The organism is Mycobacterium bourgelatii, from assembly GCF_010723575.1.
GTDB classification, from domain to species: Bacteria; Actinomycetota; Actinomycetes; order Mycobacteriales; family Mycobacteriaceae; genus Mycobacterium; species Mycobacterium bourgelatii.
In genome coordinates this window covers 4586530-4607597 of record NZ_BLKZ01000001.1, presented here as the reverse complement: position 1 = coordinate 4607597, position 21068 = coordinate 4586530, and the positions used below count along the sequence as shown (strand labels likewise).

The window sequence follows — 21068 nt, the reverse complement described above, 5'->3', positions numbered from 1 at the left end:
GCTCATGCCGTATCGCTTACAGTTGCTCGTGTGACTGCCTCTGTTGCGATTCCCCGGCACCCCGGCGACGTCACGCCCGAGTGGCTGGCGACGGTGCTCAGCGCGCGCGGCACGCCGGTTGAGGTCTCCGCCGTTGACGTTGTCCCCATCGGCACCGGACAGACCGGGGCCACGTACCGGGTGGCGGTGACCTACGGAAGTGACCCCGGAGAGTTGCCGCCGACCTTCGTCATCAAGATGCCGGCCCAGGACGACACCGTTCGCGACCGGGTCGCAATCGGCTATCGCAGCGAATGCGCGTTCTACACGTACATGGTTGACCGTGTCGACGTGCCGACACCCCAGTGTTTCCACGTCGGAATCACGGAGGATGCAACGGATTTCGCGCTACTGCTGGCCGACCAAGCGCCCGCCGTGCAAGGCGACCAGATCGCGGGGTGCGGCGAACAGGCGGCACGGCTAGCGGTCACGGCGTTAGCCGGGCTGCACGGGCCCGGCTGGTGTGACACCTTCTGGTTGGACCTCCCCGAAATCGCGTTTCAGCGCCCTGACGAGGCCTCCGCGGCAGGACTCGGCGAGGTCGCGAAGATGAGCGCCGGCATCACCTTGGACAAAATCGGTGACCGGATGACTGCTGAGGATCGTGAGACATTCAGGGCAACAATGGATCTGGTAGCACCGTGGTTACTCGCCGAACGCGACAGATTCGCCCTGCTGCACGGGGACTACCGGCTCGACAACTTGTTGTTCGATCCCGAATACCGCCGAGTCAGCGTGGTCGATTGGCAAACGGTCAGCGTCGGCCTTCCGGCGCGGGATCTGGCCTACTTCACCGCCACCAGCCTCAACTCCGAGTTGCGCGCCGCCATCGAAGAGGACCTCGTCGGCGAATACCACCAAGCCTTACAGGGTTACGGCGTCAGCGACTACGACCGCGAAACCTGCTGGCGTGACTACCGACTCGGAATGCCACACACCGTGTTGATCTCGGCACTTGGCTTCGCGTTCGCCACCGCCACCGAACGCGGCGACGACATGGTGCTGACCATGCTGCGGCGCGGTTGTCAGGCCATCCGCGACTTGGGGACGCTCGAACTCATCGGCTGATCACTGGCGCTGCGCCGCCTTGACCAAGTTGGATCCGATGATCAGCTGCTGAATCTCACTGGTGCCCTCGTAAAGCCGCAGCAGCCGTACGTCGCGGTAGATGCGTTCGACCGGAACACCGCGCATATAGCCGCTGCCGCCGTGGATCTGAACCGCGAGATCGGCTACCTTGCCGGCCATTTCGGTGCAGAAGAGCTTCGCCGCTGAGGGTGCGATGCGTCGGTCCTGGTTCGTTACCCACAGTCGGGCGGCGTCGCGGACCAGTGCGCGGCCGGCGAGCACGGCGGTTTGTTGATCGGCCAGCATTGCTTGCACCAACTGGAAGTTGCCGATCGGCGTTCCGCCCTGCGTCGCCGTGGCGGCATACGCCACGGATTCGTCCAGGGCGCGCTGGGCGGCGCCCACCGCGATGGCGGCGATGTGGACCCGGCCGCGCGCCAACGAGGTCATCGCCGCGCGGTACCCGATGTCCTCGCTCCCGCCGACCAACGCCGAATCGTCGACCCGGACGTCGGTGAAGTTGACGTCGGCGGTCCAGGCGCCTTCCTGGCCCATCTTCGCGTCCTTTGCACCCACCTCGACACCGGGCGCGTCGCCGGGAACCAGGAAGACCGCGATGCCGGGGCCCCGCTCGTCGGCGGGACGGGTGCGCGCGAAGACTACAAACAGATTGGCCACCGGTGCGTTGGTGATGAACCGCTTCTGGCCGTTGATCACCCAATCCCCGCCATCCCGAACGGCTTTCGTCTTCAGGCCGGCCGGATTCGACCCGGCGCCGGGTTCGGTCAGAGCGAAGGAGGCGACGACGTCACCCGAGGCGATCGGTTCCAGCCAGCGGGCCTTCTGCTCGTCGGTGCCGAAGCCCACCAGGACCTGTCCGGCGATGCCGTTATTCGTGCCGAACATCGACCGCACGGCCAGCGAGGTATAGCCCAACTCCATGGCGAGTTCGACGTCCTGCTCCAAATTCAGGCCCAGGCCACCCCATTCCTGCGGGATCGCGTACCCGAATAGGCCCATCTTTTTGGCGTGGTCGCGCAAATCGTCGGGGACCCGGTCGTCGTCCAGGATCTCCTGCTCGCGCGGGATCACCGCGGTACGGACGAAGTGGCGAGTTTGCCTCAGGATTTCCTGAAAGTCCTCGTCAGAGACGTCAGGGGCGGTCATTTGCCGATGCTCCTTCTGGCGTGCGGCTGGGCACCGCCGTCCGGGGCAGATCCTATATGAAATATGATATTGGCCCGACGGGGCCCGCTCGGGCCATGAACGGGAGGCGTATTCAGGTGTCGTTGTTAAGCGGTCAGAGCGCGGTCATTACCGGAGGCGCGCAAGGTCTGGGATTCGCCATCGCGGAGCGGTTCATTGCCGAGGGGGCACGGGTGGTGCTCGGCGACGTGAACCTCGAAGCGACCCAGGTGGCGGCAAAGCAACTCGGCGGCGACGACGTCGCGTTGGCGGTGCGCTGCGATGTGACGCAGGCCGACGACGTTCAGACCCTCATTCAGACCGCAATCGATCGGTTCGGTGCCCTGGACATCATGGTCAACAACGCGGGCATCACCCGCGATGCGACCATGCGCAAGATGACCGAAGAGCAGTTCGACCAGGTCATCAACGTGCACCTCAAGGGCACGTGGAACGGCACGAGGTTGGCCGCCGCGGTCATGCGCGAGCAAAAGCGCGGCGTAATCATCAACATGTCGTCCATCTCGGGCAAGGTCGGCATGATCGGACAGACCAACTACTCGGCAGCCAAGGCCGGCATCGTCGGAATGACCAAGGCCGCCGCCAAAGAGCTTGCGTACCTGGGTGTCCGAGTGAATGCGATTGCTCCCGGATTGATCCGCTCCGCCATGACCGAAGCCATGCCGCAACGCATCTGGGATTCCAAGGTGGCCGAGGTTCCGATGGGCCGCGCCGGTGAACCCAGCGAGGTGGCAAGCGTCGCGCTGTTCCTGGCCTCGGACATGTCCTCGTACATGACCGGCACCGTCCTGGAAATCACCGGCGGACGACACCTATGACCAGCAGCGCTCGTACGTCTGCCCGGCGGGAAGCTGTCATCTGCGAGCCGGTGCGGACGCCGATTGGCCGCTACGGCGGAATGTTCAAGTCGCTCAGTGCCGTCGACCTCGGCGTCACTGCACTCAAGGGACTGCTGGAGCGCACCGGGCTGGCGCCGGACGCGGTGCAGGATGTGATCCTGGGTCACTGCTATCCGAACAGCGATGCGCCGGCGATCGGCCGGGTGGTTGCGTTGGATGCCGGTCTGCCGGTGACCGTCCCCGGCATGCAGGTCGACCGGCGCTGCGGCTCTGGCCTGCAGGCTGTCATTCAGGCGTCCCTGCAGGTCGCATCCGGCGACAACGATCTCGTGATCGCCGGCGGCTGCGAAAGCATGAGCAACGTCGCCTTTTACTCCACCGACATGCGTTGGGGTGGAGCACGTTCGGGTGTGCAGGTGCACGACGGCCTGGCGCGCGGTCGCACCACCGCCGGGGGTCGCCACTACCCGGTACCCGGCGGCATGCTGGAAACCGCCGAAAACCTACGCCGTCAGTACGGCATTTCCCGTCAGGAGCAGGACGAGCTCGCGGTGCGCTCCCACCAGCGCGCGGTGGCGGCGCAAAAAGACGGCCTCTTAGCCGACGAGATCATCCCGGTGACGGTGCGCACCCGCCACGGCGAAGAACTCATCGACACCGACGAACACCCACGCGCCGACACCACGCTCGAATCGCTGCGCAAGCTCAAACCCGTTCTGGTGAAGCAAGATCCCGAGGCCACCGTCACCGCCGGCAACGCGAGCGGACAGAACGACGCGGCATCCATGTGCGTGGTGACCACCCCGGAGAAGGCCGCCGAGTACGGTCTGACGCCGTTGGTCCGGCTGGTGTCGTGGGGCCAGGCCGGCGTCGCTCCCAACATCATGGGAATCGGGCCGGTGCCGGCGACCGAGGTTGCGTTGGCCAAGGCCGGTCTGCAACTCAGCGACATCGACCTCATCGAGCTCAACGAAGCCTTCGCCGCGCAAGCCTTGGCCGTGATGCGGGAGTGGAATTTCGGTGCCGCCGATCATGATCGAACCAACGTGCTCGGCTCGGGAATCTCGCTGGGCCACCCGGTGGGAGCGACCGGGGGCAGGATGCTGGCCACGCTGGCGCGTGAACTGAACCGCCGCCAGGCACGCTACGGGCTGGAGACCATGTGCATCGGCGGCGGGCAAGGTTTGGCAGCAGTGTTCGAGCGGGTCGGGTCGGCGTGACGGGTTCCGCGCTGCCGCTGAGCGGAATCACGGTCGTCGAGCTGTCCAGCTTCGTCGCCGCCCCGCTGTGCGGCATGACGCTGAATCAATTGGGAGCGCAGGTGATTCGGGTCGACCCGATCGGCGGCGCGGCGGACACGCAGCGGTGGCCGCTGTCTGATGACGGCACTTCGATCTATTGGACCGGCCTGAACAAGGGAAAGCGCTCGGCGACAATCGATCTGCGCTCGACCGAAGGCCAGGAGCTGATCCAGCGGCTGGTGGTGGAGGGCGACGGCATCGTCGTCACCAATGCGGTGCTGCCGTGGCTGAGTCACGAACTCCTGGCTGTCAAGCGGCCCGACGTCATTCACGTCCAGTTGCTGGGCAAGGGTGACGGGTCCACCGGGGTGGACTACACCGTGAACGCGGGGCTCGGCTATCCGCTCGTCACCGGGCCGGCGGACCATGCCGGTCCGATCAACCACGTCTTGCCCGCCTGGGACGTCAGCTGCGGTCTCTATGCGGCACTCGCCGTCCTCGCCGCGGTCCACCGCCGGGACAAGTCCGGTGTCGGAGCGCAGGTCAGCATCGCACTGGAGGACGTCGCATTGGCGACCGCGGGCAACCTGGGCCTGTTGACAGAACCCCAGGTGACCGGGACGCAACGCGAGCGTCTGGGCAACGCCATCTACGGCCAGTACGGCCAGGACTTCGTCAGCAAGGACGGGGCGCGGTTCATGGTCGTCCTGTTGACCAAGCGCCACCTGCGCGATCTGGTCGACGTAACGGGCACTGGTCCGGCCGTGACGGCACTGGCCGAGGCGCTGGGCGCCGACTTCACTTCGGAGGGTGACCGTTACCGCTACCGCGACGTCCTGTCGGGTCTGTTCGGCACCTGGTTCGCCGACCACACCGCCGACGAGATCGCCGCGAGCCTGTCGGGCAGCACGGTGTTGTGGGAGCGGTACCGAACCTTCGCCGAGGTGGCCGAAGGCCCGAAAGTCATTGACAATCCGCTATTTTCCCAACTGCACCAGCCGGGTGTCGGTGACTACCTGGCCCCCGCCCTGCCGGCGACGTTCGACGGCGTGCGCTACGGCAGTACGGCCGCGCCGGCGCTCGGGGCGGACACCGCCGCCGTGCTCACCGAGAACCTGAACCTGACGACCGCCGATATCGAGCGCCTGACCAGCGCGAAGACGATAGGGGGAGGCACCCCATGACCAGACTCGCCCAGACGCTCGGCCTCACCGATGTCCAGGCCGAAATCGTCTCGACGGTACGGCAATTCGTCGACAAGGAAATCATTCCCAACGCGCCGGAATTGGAGCGCACCGACACCTATCCGCAGGCGATCGTCGATGGGCTGCGGGACATGGGACTGTTCGGCCTGATGATCCCCGAGGAATACGGCGGGCTAGGCGAGTCGCTGCTCACCTACGCACTGTGCGTCGAGGAATTGGCGCGCGGGTGGATGAGCGTGTCGGGTGTGCTCAACACCCATTTCATCGTGGCTTACATGCTGCGTCAGCACGGCACGGACGAGCAGAAGCGACGCTTCCTGCCGCGAATGGCCACCGGCGAGACCCGCGGCGCATTCTCGATGTCCGAACCCGAACTGGGCTCCGACGTTGCCGCGATCCGCACCAGAGCCACCCGCAACCCCGACGGCACCTACACCATCGACGGCCAGAAGATGTGGCTCACCAACGGCGGCAGTTCGACATTGGTGGCGGTTTTGGTGCGAACCGACGAGGGGGCGGACAAGCCACACCGCAATCTCACCGCATTCCTGGTCGAAAAGCCCACCGGCTTCGGCGAAGTGGTGCCGGGCCTGATCATCCCCGGGAAAATCGACAAGCTGGGTTACAAGGGCATCGACACCACCGAACTCATCTTCGACGGCTACGGGGCCAGCGCCGACGACATCCTCGGCGGCAAACCCGGCCAGGGGTTCTTCCAGATGATGGACGGTATCGAGGTCGGCCGGGTCAACGTGTCCGCACGGGCCTGCGGCATCGGCATCCGCGCCTTCGAACTGGCAGTCAAGTACGCCCAGCAGCGGCAAACATTCGGCAAGCCGATCGCCGAGCACCAGGCGATCGCGTTCCAGTTGGCCGAGATGGCCACCAAAGTCGAAGCCGCACACCTGATGATGGTGAACGCCGCCCGGCTCAAGGACTCCGGCGAACGCAACGATGTGGCCGCCGGCATGGCGAAATACCTTGCCAGCGAGTTCTGCTCGGAGGTAACCCAGCAGAGCTTCCGGATCCACGGCGGTTACGGCTACTCCAAGGAATACGAGATCGAGCGCCTGATGCGCGATGCGCCCTTCCTGCTGATAGGTGAAGGGACCAGCGAGATTCAGAAGCAGATCATCAGCAAGCGCCTGCTGGACGAGTACCGGGTGTAAGCCGATGACAATTCCGGATTTCGGGGCGCGGCCGCAGCTTTCCGAGGACGTCGCGAAATTTGTCCGCAAGAGAATCTTCGACGGTACCTACGCCGCGGGTCAGTACGTGCGACTTGATCAGCTGGCCGCAGAATTGGGCATCAGTGTGACCCCCGTGCGTGAGGCGTTGTTTGCCCTGCGCGCCGAAGGATTGGTTGCCCAGCAGCCGCGCCGCGGCTTCGTCGTGCTGCCGCTGACGCAGCGTGACCTTGCCGACGTCGCCAATGTGCAGGCACACGTGGGCGGGGAACTTGCCGCCCGCGCCGCGACCTGTATCACCGACGGCCAACTCGCCGAGCTGGAAAAGATTCAGGCGCAGCTGGAAAAGGCCTATGCCAACGACGATGACGAGCAGGCGGTTCGGCTCAACCACGAGTTTCACCGGGCCATCAACATCGCCGCGAACTCGCCCAAGCTGGCTCAGCTGATGGCGCAGATCACCCGGTACGCGCCCGAATCGGTGTTTCCCAGCGTCGAGCATTGGCCCGCCCAAGCGGTCAGAGATCATCGACGAGTGTTGGCCGCGCTGAAGAAGCGCGACGAGAAGCTGGCCCGCGCGGCCATGTCGGAACACTTTGCGGTCAGCGCGATTCCGTTGATCGACCACCTCGTCGAACGTGGGGTGATCGGCGATGGCGAACTCCCATCGGTGCCGCAGGGAGGGCATTCGTAGCCTCGGCTGGCCGCCAAAGCACCCCGCGCGGGATTTTTCACACTCGCTGAACGTCAGGCGTGAAGACCCGGCGTTCTGCGGCGAACCTCTTCGCCGATGCGGCGCGACGCCGGTTGAACATGCGCTGCTCGATCATCCGGTCCACTTCGCGTCGCACATCTCGGCCGAGCGTGCGTAGCAGAAGTCTGCGGTCGACCCCTGGGTCGCGCGCGGCCGTCCAGACCCAGCGGACCAATCGGCTCGGAGTGAAAACCTCGGTGGCCAACCGGTTTCGGGAGAAGACGTCCAAAATCTGTGTCGGCCCGTCGGGTTGGCTGGCGAACCAGCGGTAGGCGGCATCTTCGATCGGCGAGACGGTGTCGGCGCGGCCGAGCTGGTTTGCCCACTGGTACATGGGCAGGCATTGTTCGTCGCGGTCAAGTTCCCACCTTGCCACGGCCGCATCCAGCGCTTCGGGCTCATCGAGGTGGGCCGCGACCGTCTCACCCAGGAGCCGACCGAACCTCAGTGCGTCCCGAATCCCTTGGGCGGTCACCGGATCCTTGAAGTGGCCGGCATCCCCGGCCAACGCCCACCCTGGACCGTGCGAGTGCCGGAAGTACGACGGGTGGCTGTACGAAATCAGGATTTTGCTGACGCGGCTGCAGTCGCGTAGCCGGGAGGAGAACGGCGGGATTCGACGAACCGTGTCGAGAAAGGCGGCCTCGGCGTCGCGTCGGAACTCCTCGGCACGGCCGACCGGCGGCATCAGCAGCGCCACCAATTGGCCGCCATCGCAGGGGAATACGGTGACAAGGTCATCGTCGTAGCGCCATTGCATGGCCAGGTTTCGTAGGTCCTCGTGGGCGTCTTCGTAGTACGCGTAGGCCATCATGCGCTGGTTGTCCCAGCGGTGGTGCTCGGTGGTGCCCACCAACCGGGCGACGGTGGAGCGCCTACCGTCGGCGCCTACCACCAGTTTCGCGGTGATGGTGCCCTCGCCGCCGTCGCGCTGACGGTAACGGACCCCGGTAACCCGGCCGTCCGGTTCGACGACCAGATCCGTGACCCGCGTGCGTTCGCGAACCTCGGCGCCCGCCGCGCGGGCGGTCTGTACGAGCGCGAGATCGAGTCCCGGTCGGCGAACGCAGCTGCCCGCGGCAAACCCGTTGGCGTCACTGAAGTTTCCGACGACCTCTACCCCGGGGGATGCGAGGCCGGCGCGGGTGTGCAGCGGTGCGCCGAGTTCCAGCACCCGGTCGCGGGCGCCTAGTAGCCCAAGTTCTTCCCAGTGGTTTGGGAAGAACAGATGGGTCGACAGGGTGTCCGACGGAAACGACGCGCCGTCGAGGGCGATGACCTTGCGACCGCGACGCGCGAAGGCGATGGCAGCGGCCGCGCCCGCGCAGCGGCTTCCGACAATCACGACGTCGGTGCGCTCGTGCATAGGGGTGAGGATGCCAAACCAGCGAGTGTTTTGCAATAGCGTTCAATTTATGAATTGACTTCTAATATGCTCCCCGGCCTATCCTGACTGGGTGTCCGGTAGCAGTACACCCGCGAGCACCAGCGGCGCGGCGGCCCGCGGCGAGCGCAGGCGTGCCCGGACGCGCGCGTTGATCCTGGATGCCGCCGAAGTGGTGTTCAGCCGCGAAGGTTATGACGGCGCGCGGATCGAGGAGATCGCCGAGACCGCCGACGTCTCCGTCGGGTCGATCTACACCCACTTTGACGGAAAACGCGGTGTCTACCTGCATCTGGTCGATCGATCGCTGAAGTTCTTCGCCGAATACATGACGCGCAGCGAAGATCCGACGTTGACGCCGTTGCAGCGGGTGCTGGCCGGCGGTGATGCCTACCTGCGGTTCCACCTGGACCACCCGGGGGCGTTCCACTTCCTGGCCTACCGAAATCCCGGCACGACACCGTTTTCCGGTGAGGACGGACCCGAGGCCGCGATCCGTGACAAGGTCGGCGAACTGCTGCGTCGGTTCGCAGCCCAGATCGACGAAGCGATTGCGGCGGGGGAGGCGCGACCCGTCGATTCGATGCGCCTGACTCGATTCCTCTGGGGTGCATGGAACGGCGTGATCGCACTTCGCTTGCAACCCGAGGGGTTGCGACTGTCCGAGTCGGAGATCGCCGAAACGCTGGAACTGGCCCGCTGGTTGCTGCGCGAAGGAATAGCCAGCCCTTCACTTCGGGACGAGAATGGCGAGGTCAACGACCGCGTCCCACTGCCGCGCATCAAGTGACGCACCGGCCGCGTCACCGGCAACCAGATCATCCCGCCGATACGCAGCCCATTCCTGACCTAGCCGTCGGCAGGGGCATTTGTTGTTGCTGGGGCGCGTTTGGGCATACGCTGCCGATATGCGCATGAAGCGGGTTTCTCGTGGTACCGCCGCACTGGTGGCGTGTGTGTCGGCCGTCGCGCTGGCCCCGCCCGCGGTTGCCGAGCTACTGGACCCGATCCCGGGAAACGGTGTCTTTGTCGTCGGCACTGACATTGCACCGGGCCTCTACCGCACGGCAGGGTCGGCATCGGTCATCGGAGTCTGGATCAACAATGTGCCGACCCAGGATTCGATGTGCGCGTGGTTCACCTACAGCACGCCCGATGCCAACAAGGAGCACGTGCTGCAGACGAACATGTCCATCGGTCCCATGTTCGCGAACATCAACACGTCGGTGAAGGCGTTCGAGTCAGTGAATTGCGAACCCTGGGAACGGGTTCCCTAAGGCTGGTTCGCTTCGATCAACATTTCCCGCAGTCGCCGGATGTCCACCTTGCCGGTGGCGCCGCGGGGGACCTCGTCGTCGGACTCGAAGAGCAGCCACACCGTTGGCACCTTGAACGCGCTCAACAGCTCGCGCGCCGCTGCGCGCAACTGATCGGCGGTGAGCCCGCGGCCCACGACCGCCGCACCCACTCGCCAGCCGCCGCCAGTGCCGGGAACGTTGGTGGCAAAGGCCTTTTCGACGCCGTCGATGGTGCGCAGCGCCCGCTCGACCTCGCTGGGATAGACGGTGGCGCCGCTGACTTTGAACATGTCGTCGCAGCGGCCGTGATAGAACAGAAAGCCGTCCTCGTCGAGCCGACCGAGGTCGCCGGTGGGGTAGAAGCCGTCGGGTGTGAAGACATCTTCGCGGCTGCGTCGGCAGATGCCGCGCAGGGTGTGCGGGCCGCGCAGCTGAATCATGCCGACCGTTCCGGCCGGAACCGGTTCACCGGTGTCGGTATGGACAATCCGAACTTCCATGCCGGGGAACGGCTTTCCGCAGCTTCCCCAGGCTGATGCCGGCATGTCCGTGTCGGCGGCGTAGCCGCAGTAGGGCCCGAAAGTTTCGGTCATGCCGAACAGGTTGGCGCGGGCGCCGGGCTCGGCCCGCAGCTCGGGAGGCAGCAGCGCTTCCAGGCTGCCCGGCCGCAGTGCGGAGAGGTCGACGGCGCCGATATCGGGGTGACGCGCCAGTGCTTCGGCCTGATCCGGCCAGCCGCGGAACATGGTGACCTGCTCCCTTTCCAACAGGCGCAGGGTGGTTTCGGGGCGCGGCAGCTGCTCAGTGATCAGGGTGGCCCCGGCCAGCAGCGTGGACACGATGCCGCTGCCCAAGCCGCCGACCCAGAAGAACGGCATGGTCAGATACAACCGGGTCTCGGCGTCAATGCGGCGCGCGTCCAGGCTTGATTGCGCCGCACCCAAAGCGCTGCCGTGCGAGTGGATCACTCCCTTGGGCGTCCCGCTGCTGCCCGAGGTGAAGACGATGGTCAGCGTGTCCGACGCGGTGACCGTCGCGGACATGGCGTCGACCATTCGGCGAGCCTGAGTGCCGGCAGACTCTTGAAAGAGTCGCTCCACAGGCCAAATTTCGTGTAGCGCAGGCAGTTCCAGTGGCGACACCGACCGGAGATCGTCGAGGTAGCGGTGCCCGCGAAACTCCTCGACGCTCACCAGGAACTGCACGGCGGCCGTTCGGAGTTGCGCCGCCAGCTCGCCGGGGCGCAGCAGCGTGCTCAACGGGACGAGCACCGCCCCGATGCGTGTCAGTGCTATGGCGACCTGTACCCATTGCACGCAGTTGGGCATGATCAGCCCCACCCGGGTGCCCTTGCCCACGCCGGCCTCTATGAATGTCGCGCCTAAATCCGTTGTACTGGAAAGGAGTTCGTCGTAGCCGATCCGCGATTCAGCATCGATCACCATCGGCTTCGAAGCATGGCGTTCGGCCTGGCACCGGACCAGGCGGTCAATGGTGTCACACATCGAACAACTTCTTCAGTCGTTGGAGGTCAACCTTGCCGCTGGACAACAGCGGTATCTCGGCGCGCGGCACGGCGATGAATCGCTTCGGGATCTTGTAGGCCGACAGCTCTGCTTTCAGCCCCTCGCGCAACGCGGTTTCGTCAACGTCGGTGGCACCATCCGGTAAGGCGATGACCGCGGCCACCAGCTGACCCCGTTGGGCGTCCGGGATGCCGACGACGTGTGCGGTCATCCCCAGTTTTGCGATGGCTCGCTCGACCTCGGCCGCTGACACGTTGGCACCCGCCGTCTTGATCATTCCCGCGCGGCGGCCCAGGAAATACATGAATCCGTCGGCGTCGGCTCGCACCAGATCACCGGTATGGAACCAGCCGTCGGCGTCGAAACATTCTTCGCGACTGCGCTTGTAGTACCGCTGCATGACGAACGGACCGCGGATACAGAGCTCGCCATCGACGATCATCGTCTCGAACCCCGGCGCCGGTTTACCGAACGAGCCGCGCCGCGATCCGGGTTGGTCAGACTCGTCCTCGCTGATGAGCACGACGCTGCCCGCCTCGGTCAGTCCCAGCATGCTGTGTCGCAGCTCCGGATCCGCGGGCCGTGCGTCCGGCGCCATGATCGGATAGAGGTTGCCCCGACGCATCGACGACAGGTCGCGTGTGGCGAAGCTGGGGTGCTCAGCCAAGTGTGCGATTCCCGCCGCGAAACCGTTGGTGACGGTGGGCTTTTCGGCCTCGAGTAGGTCGAGCGTCTTGCCCGGGTCGGTGCTGTTGGAGCAAACCAGGGTGGAACCGGCGACCAGCGTGGCGAGCAGGCCGAAGGCAAATCCGCCGATCCAAAAGAACGGCGAATTGCAGAAGAGGCGATCGGTGGCCGACAAACCGCGAATCTCGTTGAGGTTTCGTTGGTGCCGCAACAACGCGCCGTGCGTGTGCACCACGCCCTTGGGTGCGCTGGTGGACCCCGAGGTGTAGACGATGGCGACTATGTCGGCGCCGTCGACATCGTCCTCCATCGCCCGCAACAGGCTGGGCTCCACGGTTTCTGCGACGTGAGAAAGCGCCGCCGCACTGGTGACTACGTGGCGTAATTGCGGGGCGGCGGTACGGAGCAACCGTTCATCGTCGTCGAAGGGCCCTAGCACCTCGGCCAGGCGCTGTCGGTAGTCGTGGGATCTAAACGCGGTGGCGGTCAACAGGATCGTCACATCGCTGTCGAGCAGCTGTTCGCCCAGTTCGCGGGAAGTGGCGAAGGTAGAGAATGGGACGACCACCGCGCCTATCCGCGCCGCCGCCAGCATTGCGATGACGAAGTCGCTGCCGTTCGGGTAGAGCACCCCGACATGGGTTCCCTTGCCTGCTCCGAGCCAGATCAGCCCATGGGCAAGCTCTGCGGAGCGACGCTCGGCCTCGGCGTAGGTGAGCCGGTCGTCGTCGCACACCAGCAAGGGGTGCTGCGCTCGCGCGACGGCCTGGTGTCGCAGGACTTCGCCGACGGTGCAGAGTTCACTCGGCATGGTCCGGGGAAGCACTGAAATAGCTCCGGATGGCGCTCAAATCCGGTTTACCGGACGGGGTTCGGGGGATGGCATCGACAATCGCGATCTCGGTGGGAATCTCGTAGCCGGCCAGGCGGGTTCGAAGGTATTCGACCAGGGCGGCGGCGTCGGTGTCGGCGTCGGTGTTGGCGTCGGTGGAAGTGGCCGCACGTAGCTCCACCATCGCGACCGGGGTTTCGCCGAGCCGTTCGTCAGACCGACCCACCACGGCGGCCCCGGCCACCGCCGGGTGGCCCTCGAGTGCGACGCGAACGTCGTCGGGCATCACCTTGAACCCGCCGCGGATGATCGCCTGGTCGGCGCGGCCGACGATCCAGACAAAGCCGTCCGCGTCAATGCGGGCCATGTCGGTGGTCTGCATCCACTGAGCCGCCGGTCCCAGCTGCCCGGGCTTGACCTCCAGCAGGCCGACCTGGTCCGGCCCGAGCGGATCGCCGTCGTCGTCCACCACCCGGAGCTCCGAACCGGGGTTGGCCCGGCCGACGCTGCCACGCTTGTCCCGCCAGAACTGCTCGTGGTCGGCCAGTGTCCAGCTGGCCACACCACCACCGAATTCGGTTGCCGCGTAGGACGTCAGGACCGGGATGCCGTACTTCTCGAAAAATGCGTCGGCGTCGTCGGCCGACAGGGGCGCGGTACCGCAGGTGACGGCAACGATGCTGTCCAGGTCGGCGCGCGGCAGATCGGCGTGCAGCACCGTGCGCAATGCCGCGGGCACCAGTGACACGGTGCGTGGGCGGTGCTTGCGCACCGCATCGGTCCAGGCGGTGAGCTCGAAACGATCCAGCAGCACAAAGGATCTCGCCTCGGCGACGCACTGCAGTACCCGGAAGACACCGCCGATGTGCACCAACGGTGAGTTGACGATCGCGACGCCGCGCCGCAATTGCGTGGGGGTGGGTGCGCGGTCGGGTTCGGGCCCCATTACGCTGCGCGCGAGCATGTCGTAACTCAGGTCGACCCGCTTGGGTGGCCCGGTGGTCCCGCTGGTCAGCATCCGCACCGCGACGCCCGCGACGCCCGGGTCCCGTATCGGCGGATCGTCGGCCCAGTCGAAGATGTCCGAAATCGACACCGCGACAGTGCTGGCCGCCTCATCGACCAGTGTGCTCAGATCGTCGGTATCGCCGAGGATGAACGGCAGTTGCAGCTCGGCGATATCGGCCCTGGTCCGGTCGTCGCCTCGTGATGGGTTGATGGTGACCACTGTGCCGGCGCCCAGCAGCACGCCGAAAAACGCCGCCACGTGGCCAGGCCGATTGCGCAGCAGCATGCCGACGTGCGCTTGGCCGGCCAGCGAGCTGATGCACCGGGCTGCCACGCTGATTTGGTGCCACGACAGCCAATGTCCGTCGTACTCGATTGCGGGTGCGTCGGGCTCCAGATCCAGTACATCGGCAATGCGCCGGCTCAGTGGGTGCATCACCGGATCTTCGGTTCGCCTGCGGGACGCTCGCCACCGCCGGATTCGCGTTGCGCGGCCAGTTCCGCAGTGCCGCGCGGGTTGCCCAGTCGGGTGTAGATCAGGCCCTGCTCCAGGGCCGCGCGGTAGGGCTTGTCCAGTGACTCCCAGATCGCCTTGACGCTGCCTTGCGTCGCTGACGGCGGCTTGGCCGCTATGGTCGACGCGATTTCGTGGGCGCGTGCCCACAACTGCTCCCGTTCAACGACTTCGGTAACCAACCCGATCCGGAGGGCGGTCTCGGCACCGACCCGCTCGTCGTTGCCCATCAGTGCCATGCGCAGTGTGTCGCCTAACCCGACCCGGCGCATCAGCCCGATCGGCTCGAGCGCGCAGACCAGACCCGCCGAGACGTGCGAGTCGAAAAACGTGGCGTCCGTTGAGCAGATGACCACATCGGACTCGTTGATGAAGTAGAACGCGCCGGCCGTGCACATGCCCTGGACCGCGCACACCACCGGCTTCCACATCTTCTGCCACTTGGGGCTCAACAACTCGCCGGGATCCTCGTGATTCCAGATGTTTTCGGGCTGGCCGTAAGAGGTCTTGATGTCAAGCCCAGCGCTGAAGGCGCGGTCCCCGGCGGATCGGAGCACCACCGCGTGCACGTCATCGTCGAGCTTGACCATGCGCCATGCCTCGGCCATCTCCTCGCACATGGTGCGGTTGAACGCGTTGAGCTGCTCGGGGCGATTCAGCGTGATCGTGGCGACATGGGTGGCGGCATCGATGTCGAGCAGGATGGTTTCGAACATCACCGGCACTGCCAATTCGGTTTCCGCTTCTCCACGAACGCCTTCGGACCTTCTTGCGCGTCCTCGGTGCGCAGCACCCGCTCGCGGAACGTCTCGGCCATTATCTCGGCTTCGTGCAGCGGTACGTTCAGGCCCTTGATAATTGCCAGCCTGGTGCCCCGGACGGCCAGCGGCGCATTGGAATTGACGATATCGGCGATCTCACGAGCCCGATCCAGCAGACGATCGTGCTCGACGATCTCGCTGATCAGTCCGAGATCATAAGCGCGCTGGGCGCTCATCCGCTCGTGCTTGCCCATCAACGCCATTCGCAGCGCGATCGAGCGCGGTAACACCCTGGACACCCGCACCAACTCGCGTCCGGCAACCAGTCCGATGCTCACATGCGGATCGAAGAAGGTCGCCTGCTCCGATGCGATGACGATGTCCGACGTGGTGACCCAGTCCATGCCCGCGCCGCAACACAATCCGTTGACAGCGGTGATCACCGGCTTGGCCATGGTGCGAAACGGCGGCGTGCCCTCCTGCGGTGCCTCCCACTGGTCGTACGTCGACAGGTAGGGCCGTTCGTAAATCACCTTGCCGTCTTCGGGAATTTCCTTCACGTCGGCGCCGGTGCAGAACGCGCGTCCGGTGCCGGTCACGATGGTGAGCCACACCTGGTCGTCGTTCTCGGCCTCGTGGTAGGCGGCGCGCAGCTCGGCGATCATGTGCGGGCTGAGCGCGTTGAGGGCTTCCGGACGGTTGAGCGTGATGGTGGCGGTGTGGCCATCAACGTCGTAGGTGATGGTGTCGAAGCTGGTCTGAGAAGTCATGCTCATCGGCCTTCGAACTTGGGTGGGCGTCGTTGTCGAAAGGCTTCCAGGCCTTCCTTGAAATCCTTTGTCCGGCAAGATAGCTCCAAGTTGAACAGCTCCTGTGTCATGGCCTGGCTCAGCGTCGCCTGCTGGCCGAATTCCAAGGCTTGCTTGGCCAATCCGATCGCTACCGTGGGTCCGGACGCCAACCTCGTCAGCAATTCCTCCGTTGACTGCTCCAGCTCGCCGGCGTCCACGGCCTGGTGGATCAACCCCCAGTCGGCGGCGTCGGTGGCACTGACCTTTTCACCGAGCAACAGCATGCGCTTGGCGCGTGCCACACCGACGAGCCGGGGGAGTAGCCAGGTGGAGCCCGAGTCGGGGCTGAAGCCGCGGGCGATGAACGGTTCCCAGAACACCGCGTCCGTGGCGGCGATGGTGAAATCTGCGGCCAAGGCCAGATTGCAACCCAGTCCCACGGCCCAGCCCTGGACGCTACACACCACGGGCAGTTGGATGCTGTGCACGAGCTCGATCACGCGGTGGGCGGCGTGGGGAACCCTGCGCACCAGGTCGCCCGTACGGGGGCGTTGTCCGCCCGGGCTGTTGGCGGCGACCCAGTCGGACCCCGCGCAGAAGTCGTCTCCAGCTCCGCGGATGTGAATCGCCCGCAACGAATCGTCGCTGCCGGCCCGGACCAGCAGATCGACGAAGGTCTCAATCATTGTCTTGTTCAACGAATTACGCCGAGCGGGTCGATCGAGAGTGACTCGCAATATCGCGTCGTCTCGCTGCGTTGTCACCGAACCTTCGGCGTCGGCCGAGTCGGCCTCGTGACTCACTATCGAAATCGGCCTTTCTCCGCCGTTATGGTTACCCATACAGTAGGCAATACGATTGCTACCCTGTATAAGTTAGCAAGGAAACGTGACCGACGGAACAAGCGGGTGAAACCGAAGGAGAAGGGCCGTATGGCGCCAAAGTTCGGGGAAGCGCCGCTGGCCCAGACCGTCGCCGCCGCCGGTGCCATCCGCCGGCTGAGCTCGCTGCTGCTCGCACTGGAACACCCGCACCCACTGGTGGACACCATGCTGGCCCAGTTCGCCGGTTGGGAGCGTGAACTCGCCGCGGCCGCACCTCCGGATCTCGCACCGCGAATCGGCCCGGAGTCCGGTGATACCCGGCGCATCTATCTCGACCATGCGACCGACATCGGCGCCTACAATCCCTGTTTTCCGGAGTACCGGTTCGACCACATCGACGCGGAGAACGCCTCCGGTCGCGTGACATTCCCGTTGGTGTACGAAGGTCCGCCGGGATTGGTGCACGGTGGCTTCATCGGGGTTTTCTTCGACTGCGTCATCCAGCACCAGAGTTGCGTCGTCGGACTGGCCGGAAAGACCCGCTCACTCAACTTGACATTCCGGCGGCCGACGCCGCTGCTGACGGAGTTGCGCTTCGACATCGTGCGGGCGCAGGCCGAACGGGGGATCACGTCCACTGCCCGCCTGCTCCGCGACGACGAAGTGCTCTGCATTGGTGAGGTCAACACCCTGGCGTCGCGGCCCGACAAGCTCATCACTTCCCAATTCGCCAGTCGGCGTGAGGAGTCTGACACATGACCGCCCGGAACACTTCAGAGAACACAGAGACTTCAGACGAACGGGTGCTGTTCGACGTCGACCGTGAGCGGCGCATCGCCACCGTCACCTTCAACAACCCCAAGCAGCGCAATTCCTACGACGCCGCCATGCGTGGGGCCATCGCGCGCTGCCTTGATCGGGTGGCCGACGACGACGACCTCACCGTGGTGCTACTGCGTGGCGTCGACGGGGTTTTCAGCACCGGTGCCGACATGAACAACGCCTACGGCTGGTACGGCGACAAAGATGCACCGGCCGAAAAGCGCCGCCCCAGTCAGCGCCGGCGACTTGCCGTGGACCGCAAGTCATTCAGCTTCTACCACAATCTCATGGGTTTCCCGAAGGTGACGGTGGGGGAGATAGCGGGCTACGCGCTCGGCGGCGGCTTTGAGATGGCGCTGATGACCGACATCTCGGTCATCGCGCGCGACACCAAGATCGGCATGCCCGCAACGCGTTTCCTTGGACCTGCGCTGGGCAGCCTGCACATGTTTTTCCATCGCCTGGGCCCGGTCCTGGCCCGGCGGCTGCTTCTCACCGGTGACATCATCGAAGCCGGCGACGTGGAACATCTCGGAATGTTCACGGACACTTGCGATCCCGGATCGGTGGCAGCGCGCGCGAGATACTGGGCCGAGAAAGCCGCCAAGATGCCGGCCGACGGTGTCGTCATCGCCAAGGAAGCGTTCCGCCTCGTCGAGCAGAGCCAGGCCTACCAAGGCGAGGAAGTCGCAAGCTACCTATTCCACGCCTACGGCACCAATCTGCAGTTCGCGCCCGGCGAATTCAACTTCGTCAAGACGCGGGCACAGCATGGCACCAAGGAGGCATTCCGGTTGCGCGACGAGTACTTTCACGTTCCGGAGCCCGAAGCCCCTTAACGTGACTAGGCTTTGGGCCGGGCAGCAGTCGACTTGGTCGCCTTGGTCGCTTTGGTCGCCTTCCGCCGGGAGGACGTCGACTTGGCTTTCGAATTCTCTTCGATCAATCTGCTCGCGTGGTCCAGGATGCAATTGAGCCCGTACTCGAAGTTGCTGTCATCCGGAGTTGCGATGCGGTGGCCCCTCCTGCTCACCTGCGCGATGAGCGGAGTGGTCTGCGGATCGATCGCCATGGCATCTTCGATGTCGCGCGGACCACTGTCGGCCGACTTGTTCTTCTCGCTGAGGCGGTGCAGAACCACCGAACCGCGCACGTGTACGGACACCGCCGAGTAGGTGTCGAAGGCGTCCTCGGGGGACAATCCCGCCTCCACCAGATTCGCGATCGCGCGCTCCATCTCTTGCGCGCCCAACCGCGCCGCCTTCGGGCTCAACGCCGAACGAATAAGGATCAAGTCGCACAGAATTGGGTTGCCCATGAACGTGTCACGCATCGAATAGGCATGGTTCCGTAGGGTTTCGCGCCAGTCGCTGGCTTCAACGTACGGCGTGGCGAACACGTACTTGCTCAGGGCGCGGTCGGTCATCGCGTTGAGCAGGTCGTCCTTTTTGCGGAAGTACCAGTAGATGCTTGTGACTCCGACCCCGAGATGCTTGCCCAGCAGCGGCATGCTCAGGTTGTCGATCGATACTTCCTCGGCAAGTTCGAAGGCGCCCGTGATGATGTCGTCGGGATTGATGGACCCGCGCTCGCGTCGCTGACGCTTCTCGGCGGTTGCCTGCTTCGCCACTACGGGCACCTCCATAGGTTCCAACCTGCGCATACGCGCCATGCGGCTGGGGCCGCTAAAGCCATTTTGTGTGTTTCGTCGTCCTGCTACTGTAATACCTATCGTAGGCTTTTTGATAAATCCGGCTAGCCGTCCCAGAGGAGATTGTCATGGCGACTGCGGCTGAGGCCCGGGTATGGGCGCGCGGTGCGCTACGAGGCATCGGTGACTCGCTCTACACGCCATTCTGTGGCACCGACGGCGATGATATCGACTGGGAGGCTTACCGGACGTTGGTGCACTACTGCGTCGCCGAACTCAAGCACCCGATGCTGTGGTGCACCAGTGGCCTCGCGGAGTTCTGGGCGCTAACCATCGATGAGCGAAAGCGCCTGCTGGAAGTCGCGATTGAAGTAGGGCGTGCCGCGAACCCGAACGTGATAATCCAAGCCTGCACCGCGGCGATGACCGCGAAGGACTGCTTGGAGTTGACGCTGCACGCACAGGAATCGGGTGCGGACATCGCCTACATCCAATCCCCGATGATGGAGGCGCACGGCGGCGAAGGCGTGCTGCGATTCTTCAAGTACATTGCCGCACGCACGGATATCGCATTGGGCATGTTCAATTCGCCGTCATCGGGCTACGTGTTGACCGCCGCTGACGGTGCCCGCATCTACGCCGAAGTGCCCGCGGTGTGCGCCACCAAGGAGGGTGCGTTCCGGCCGCAGAGCAGTCGCATGCTGCATCAACTCGCGCCCGGCTTGGTGATATGGGAGTGCGACAAGACGGTCTACCGTGCTGGATGGCTGCGCGAGGGCATCGTCTGCCCAGCGCAATTGGGCACCTCGGGCTATTTGTTCGAGACTCCGCAGCGCCCGCTGCTGTCCGAGTACTGGGATCTGATCCTGGCCGACAAGCTGATCGAAGCGATGGACTTCGGGCGCGATTCGGGTTTGGACCAACTCGAATCGGACCTCGGACCATGGTTCACGTGTTATCCCGGACGGCCGGACTACTTCACCCATTGGGGTGGTGCTTTCAAGTACGCGGCGTCGGTGCTCGGTCTACCGATAGGTTCGTACCCCCATTCGCGTCCCCCGCAGGTGGAACTGCCTGATGAAGCCAAGACTCAGATCAGGAACGCCTATCGTCGGATGGGACTTGTTGATTCTTAGGAAGGATGGCAAATGCTCCCGCTGGGTGTCCTCGGCTGGATCGTCATCGGCGGCCTGGCCGGCTGGGTCGGCAGCAAGATCATGGGCGCCGAAGCGCGAATGGGTCTCGTTCTCAGTATCGTCGTCGGTATCGTCGGCGGGTTTGTCGGTGGGTTCCTGCTGCACAGCTTCGGCATAGATGTGGCCGACGGCGGGTTGCTGTTCTCGTTCCTGACCTGCCTGTTGGGATCGATAATTCTGTTGGGCCTAGTCAAGCTGACGACGCGCGGACGCGCTCGCCGATAGGGTCCTGTCC

Annotated in this window: 21 protein-coding genes; 12 read left to right on the top strand and 9 right to left on the bottom strand. The window is 64.8% G+C overall.

From position 1 onward, the window contains the following. Positions 1–30 precede the first annotated feature (30 nt). The gene (locus G6N68_RS19770; RefSeq protein ID WP_163715928.1) at positions 31–1107 is read left to right on the top strand and encodes a phosphotransferase family protein; all 1077 of its coding nucleotides are present in this window, start codon (positions 31–33) and stop codon (positions 1105–1107) included. Here the strand turns inward: G6N68_RS19770 and G6N68_RS19765 are convergent, their stop codons facing one another. Further along, the gene (locus tag G6N68_RS19765; RefSeq protein WP_163715925.1) at positions 1108–2274 is read right to left on the bottom strand and encodes an acyl-CoA dehydrogenase family protein; all 1167 of its coding nucleotides are present in this window, start codon (positions 2272–2274) and stop codon (positions 1108–1110) included. It lies immediately after the preceding gene. Positions 2275–2369: 95 nt separating this feature from the next. Between G6N68_RS19765 and fabG the strand changes: the two genes are divergently transcribed. Genes fabG through G6N68_RS19740 form a run of 5 tightly spaced genes read left to right on the top strand, consistent with a single transcriptional unit; the run spans position 2370 to position 7479 of the window. Then, a complete protein-coding gene (gene fabG, locus G6N68_RS19760; protein WP_163715922.1) occupies positions 2370–3131 on the top strand; it encodes a 3-oxoacyl-ACP reductase FabG in 762 nt (253 codons plus the stop codon). After that, on the top strand, positions 3128–4372 hold the full coding sequence (locus G6N68_RS19755) for an acetyl-CoA C-acetyltransferase (protein ID WP_163715920.1): 1245 nt from the start codon (positions 3128–3130) through the stop codon (positions 4370–4372). The genes fabG and G6N68_RS19755 overlap by 4 nt, the downstream gene beginning before the upstream one ends. Continuing rightward, positions 4369–5577 carry a CoA transferase gene (locus tag G6N68_RS19750; RefSeq protein ID WP_163715917.1) on the top strand — a complete coding sequence of 403 codons (1209 nt, stop codon included), beginning with the start codon at positions 4369–4371 and terminating at the stop codon, positions 5575–5577. Before G6N68_RS19755 ends, G6N68_RS19750 begins: the two co-directional genes overlap by 4 nt. Then, positions 5574–6767 (top strand): acyl-CoA dehydrogenase family protein, encoded by a 1194-nt coding sequence (locus G6N68_RS19745; protein WP_163715914.1) that lies wholly within the window; start codon positions 5574–5576, stop codon positions 6765–6767. The genes G6N68_RS19750 and G6N68_RS19745 overlap by 4 nt, the downstream gene beginning before the upstream one ends. A 4-nt stretch (positions 6768–6771) precedes the next feature. Next, positions 6772–7479: a GntR family transcriptional regulator gene (locus G6N68_RS19740; RefSeq protein ID WP_163715911.1), complete on the top strand. Its 708-nt coding sequence runs from the start codon at positions 6772–6774 to the stop codon at positions 7477–7479. A gap of 37 nt (positions 7480–7516) precedes the next feature. On the opposite strand, the gene G6N68_RS19735 is transcribed toward G6N68_RS19740, so the two are convergent. Continuing rightward, complete coding sequence (locus tag G6N68_RS19735) at positions 7517–8905, bottom strand: NAD(P)/FAD-dependent oxidoreductase (protein ID WP_163715908.1); 1389 nt, start codon at positions 8903–8905, stop codon at positions 7517–7519. A gap of 91 nt (positions 8906–8996) precedes the next feature. On the opposite strand from G6N68_RS19735, the gene G6N68_RS19730 reads away from it, so the two are divergent. Beyond that, positions 8997–9713: a TetR/AcrR family transcriptional regulator gene (locus G6N68_RS19730; protein WP_163715905.1), complete on the top strand. Its 717-nt coding sequence runs from the start codon at positions 8997–8999 to the stop codon at positions 9711–9713. Positions 9714–9837: 124 nt separating this feature from the next. Then, the gene (locus G6N68_RS19725) at positions 9838–10200 is read left to right on the top strand and encodes an Rv1352/Rv1906c domain-containing protein (protein ID WP_069418855.1); all 363 of its coding nucleotides are present in this window, start codon (positions 9838–9840) and stop codon (positions 10198–10200) included. On the opposite strand, the gene G6N68_RS19720 is transcribed toward G6N68_RS19725, so the two are convergent. From G6N68_RS19720 to G6N68_RS19695, 6 genes are read right to left on the bottom strand one after another with little or no spacing between them, the layout of a single operon-like run. Then, positions 10197–11726 carry a class I adenylate-forming enzyme family protein gene (locus tag G6N68_RS19720; protein WP_163715902.1) on the bottom strand — a complete coding sequence of 510 codons (1530 nt, stop codon included), beginning with the start codon at positions 11724–11726 and terminating at the stop codon, positions 10197–10199. The genes G6N68_RS19725 and G6N68_RS19720 overlap by 4 nt on opposite strands. After that, on the bottom strand, positions 11719–13245 hold the full coding sequence (locus G6N68_RS19715) for a class I adenylate-forming enzyme family protein (protein WP_163715899.1): 1527 nt from the start codon (positions 13243–13245) through the stop codon (positions 11719–11721). Before G6N68_RS19715 ends, G6N68_RS19720 begins: the two co-directional genes overlap by 8 nt. Next, a complete protein-coding gene (locus G6N68_RS19710; protein ID WP_163715895.1) occupies positions 13235–14710 on the bottom strand; it encodes a class I adenylate-forming enzyme family protein in 1476 nt (491 codons plus the stop codon). Before G6N68_RS19710 ends, G6N68_RS19715 begins: the two co-directional genes overlap by 11 nt. Further along, positions 14710–15504, bottom strand: a complete 795-nt coding sequence (locus G6N68_RS19705; RefSeq protein ID WP_163718821.1) for an enoyl-CoA hydratase/isomerase family protein — start codon at positions 15502–15504, stop codon at positions 14710–14712. Before G6N68_RS19705 ends, G6N68_RS19710 begins: the two co-directional genes overlap by 1 nt. Beyond that, the gene (locus G6N68_RS19700; RefSeq protein WP_163715893.1) at positions 15504–16319 is read right to left on the bottom strand and encodes an enoyl-CoA hydratase/isomerase family protein; all 816 of its coding nucleotides are present in this window, start codon (positions 16317–16319) and stop codon (positions 15504–15506) included. The genes G6N68_RS19705 and G6N68_RS19700 overlap by 1 nt, the downstream gene beginning before the upstream one ends. A gap of 2 nt (positions 16320–16321) precedes the next feature. Beyond that, positions 16322–17143 carry an enoyl-CoA hydratase/isomerase family protein gene (locus tag G6N68_RS19695; RefSeq protein WP_163718820.1) on the bottom strand — a complete coding sequence of 274 codons (822 nt, stop codon included), beginning with the start codon at positions 17141–17143 and terminating at the stop codon, positions 16322–16324. Between the two features lie 129 nt (positions 17144–17272). Here G6N68_RS19695 and G6N68_RS19690 point away from each other — a divergent pair, with 129 nt between their 5' ends. Both G6N68_RS19690 and G6N68_RS19685 read left to right on the top strand, forming a co-directional pair. Next, positions 17273–17923: a hotdog family protein gene (locus G6N68_RS19690; RefSeq protein WP_163715891.1), complete on the top strand. Its 651-nt coding sequence runs from the start codon at positions 17273–17275 to the stop codon at positions 17921–17923. Beyond that, positions 17920–18825, top strand: a complete 906-nt coding sequence (locus G6N68_RS19685) for an enoyl-CoA hydratase/isomerase family protein (protein ID WP_163715888.1) — start codon at positions 17920–17922, stop codon at positions 18823–18825. Before G6N68_RS19690 ends, G6N68_RS19685 begins: the two co-directional genes overlap by 4 nt. Positions 18826–18830: 5 nt before the next feature. On the opposite strand, the gene G6N68_RS19680 is transcribed toward G6N68_RS19685, so the two are convergent. Continuing rightward, on the bottom strand, positions 18831–19631 hold the full coding sequence (locus tag G6N68_RS19680) for a TetR/AcrR family transcriptional regulator (protein WP_163715885.1): 801 nt from the start codon (positions 19629–19631) through the stop codon (positions 18831–18833). Between the two features lie 134 nt (positions 19632–19765). On the opposite strand from G6N68_RS19680, the gene G6N68_RS19675 reads away from it, so the two are divergent. Both G6N68_RS19675 and G6N68_RS19670 read left to right on the top strand, forming a co-directional pair. Then, entirely contained in the window at positions 19766–20773 is a 1008-nt protein-coding gene (locus G6N68_RS19675) for a dihydrodipicolinate synthase family protein (RefSeq protein ID WP_163715882.1), read from the top strand. A gap of 12 nt (positions 20774–20785) precedes the next feature. Continuing rightward, the gene (locus tag G6N68_RS19670; RefSeq protein ID WP_163715879.1) at positions 20786–21058 is read left to right on the top strand and encodes a GlsB/YeaQ/YmgE family stress response membrane protein; all 273 of its coding nucleotides are present in this window, start codon (positions 20786–20788) and stop codon (positions 21056–21058) included. Positions 21059–21068 lie beyond the last annotated feature (10 nt).

Bases quoted from the DNA above. Each gene is read 5' to 3' on its own strand.
- G6N68_RS19685 (WP_163715888.1), top strand. From the start codon at position 17,920: ATGACCGCCCGGAACACTTCAGAGAACACAGAGACTTCAGACGAACGG.
- G6N68_RS19680 (WP_163715885.1), bottom strand. From the start codon at position 19,631: ATGGAGGTGCCCGTAGTGGCGAAGCAGGCAACCGCCGAGAAGCGTCAG.
- G6N68_RS19675 (WP_163715882.1), top strand. From the start codon at position 19,766: ATGGCGACTGCGGCTGAGGCCCGGGTATGGGCGCGCGGTGCGCTACGA.
- G6N68_RS19705 (WP_163718821.1), bottom strand. From the start codon at position 15,504: ATGTTCGAAACCATCCTGCTCGACATCGATGCCGCCACCCATGTCGCC.
- G6N68_RS19700 (WP_163715893.1), bottom strand. From the start codon at position 16,319: ATGACTTCTCAGACCAGCTTCGACACCATCACCTACGACGTTGATGGC.
- G6N68_RS19725 (WP_069418855.1), top strand. From the start codon at position 9,838: ATGAAGCGGGTTTCTCGTGGTACCGCCGCACTGGTGGCGTGTGTGTCG.
- G6N68_RS19765 (WP_163715925.1), bottom strand. From the start codon at position 2,274: ATGACCGCCCCTGACGTCTCTGACGAGGACTTTCAGGAAATCCTGAGG.
- G6N68_RS19715 (WP_163715899.1), bottom strand. From the start codon at position 13,245: ATGCCGAGTGAACTCTGCACCGTCGGCGAAGTCCTGCGACACCAGGCC.
- G6N68_RS19720 (WP_163715902.1), bottom strand. From the start codon at position 11,726: ATGTGTGACACCATTGACCGCCTGGTCCGGTGCCAGGCCGAACGCCAT.
- G6N68_RS19690 (WP_163715891.1), top strand. From the start codon at position 17,273: ATGGCGCCAAAGTTCGGGGAAGCGCCGCTGGCCCAGACCGTCGCCGCC.
- fabG (WP_163715922.1), top strand. From the start codon at position 2,370: ATGAACGGGAGGCGTATTCAGGTGTCGTTGTTAAGCGGTCAGAGCGCG.
- G6N68_RS19755 (WP_163715920.1), top strand. From the start codon at position 3,128: ATGACCAGCAGCGCTCGTACGTCTGCCCGGCGGGAAGCTGTCATCTGC.
- G6N68_RS19745 (WP_163715914.1), top strand. From the start codon at position 5,574: ATGACCAGACTCGCCCAGACGCTCGGCCTCACCGATGTCCAGGCCGAA.
- G6N68_RS19735 (WP_163715908.1), bottom strand. From the start codon at position 8,905: ATGCACGAGCGCACCGACGTCGTGATTGTCGGAAGCCGCTGCGCGGGC.
- G6N68_RS19740 (WP_163715911.1), top strand. From the start codon at position 6,772: ATGACAATTCCGGATTTCGGGGCGCGGCCGCAGCTTTCCGAGGACGTC.
- G6N68_RS19710 (WP_163715895.1), bottom strand. From the start codon at position 14,710: ATGCACCCACTGAGCCGGCGCATTGCCGATGTACTGGATCTGGAGCCC.
- G6N68_RS19670 (WP_163715879.1), top strand. From the start codon at position 20,786: ATGCTCCCGCTGGGTGTCCTCGGCTGGATCGTCATCGGCGGCCTGGCC.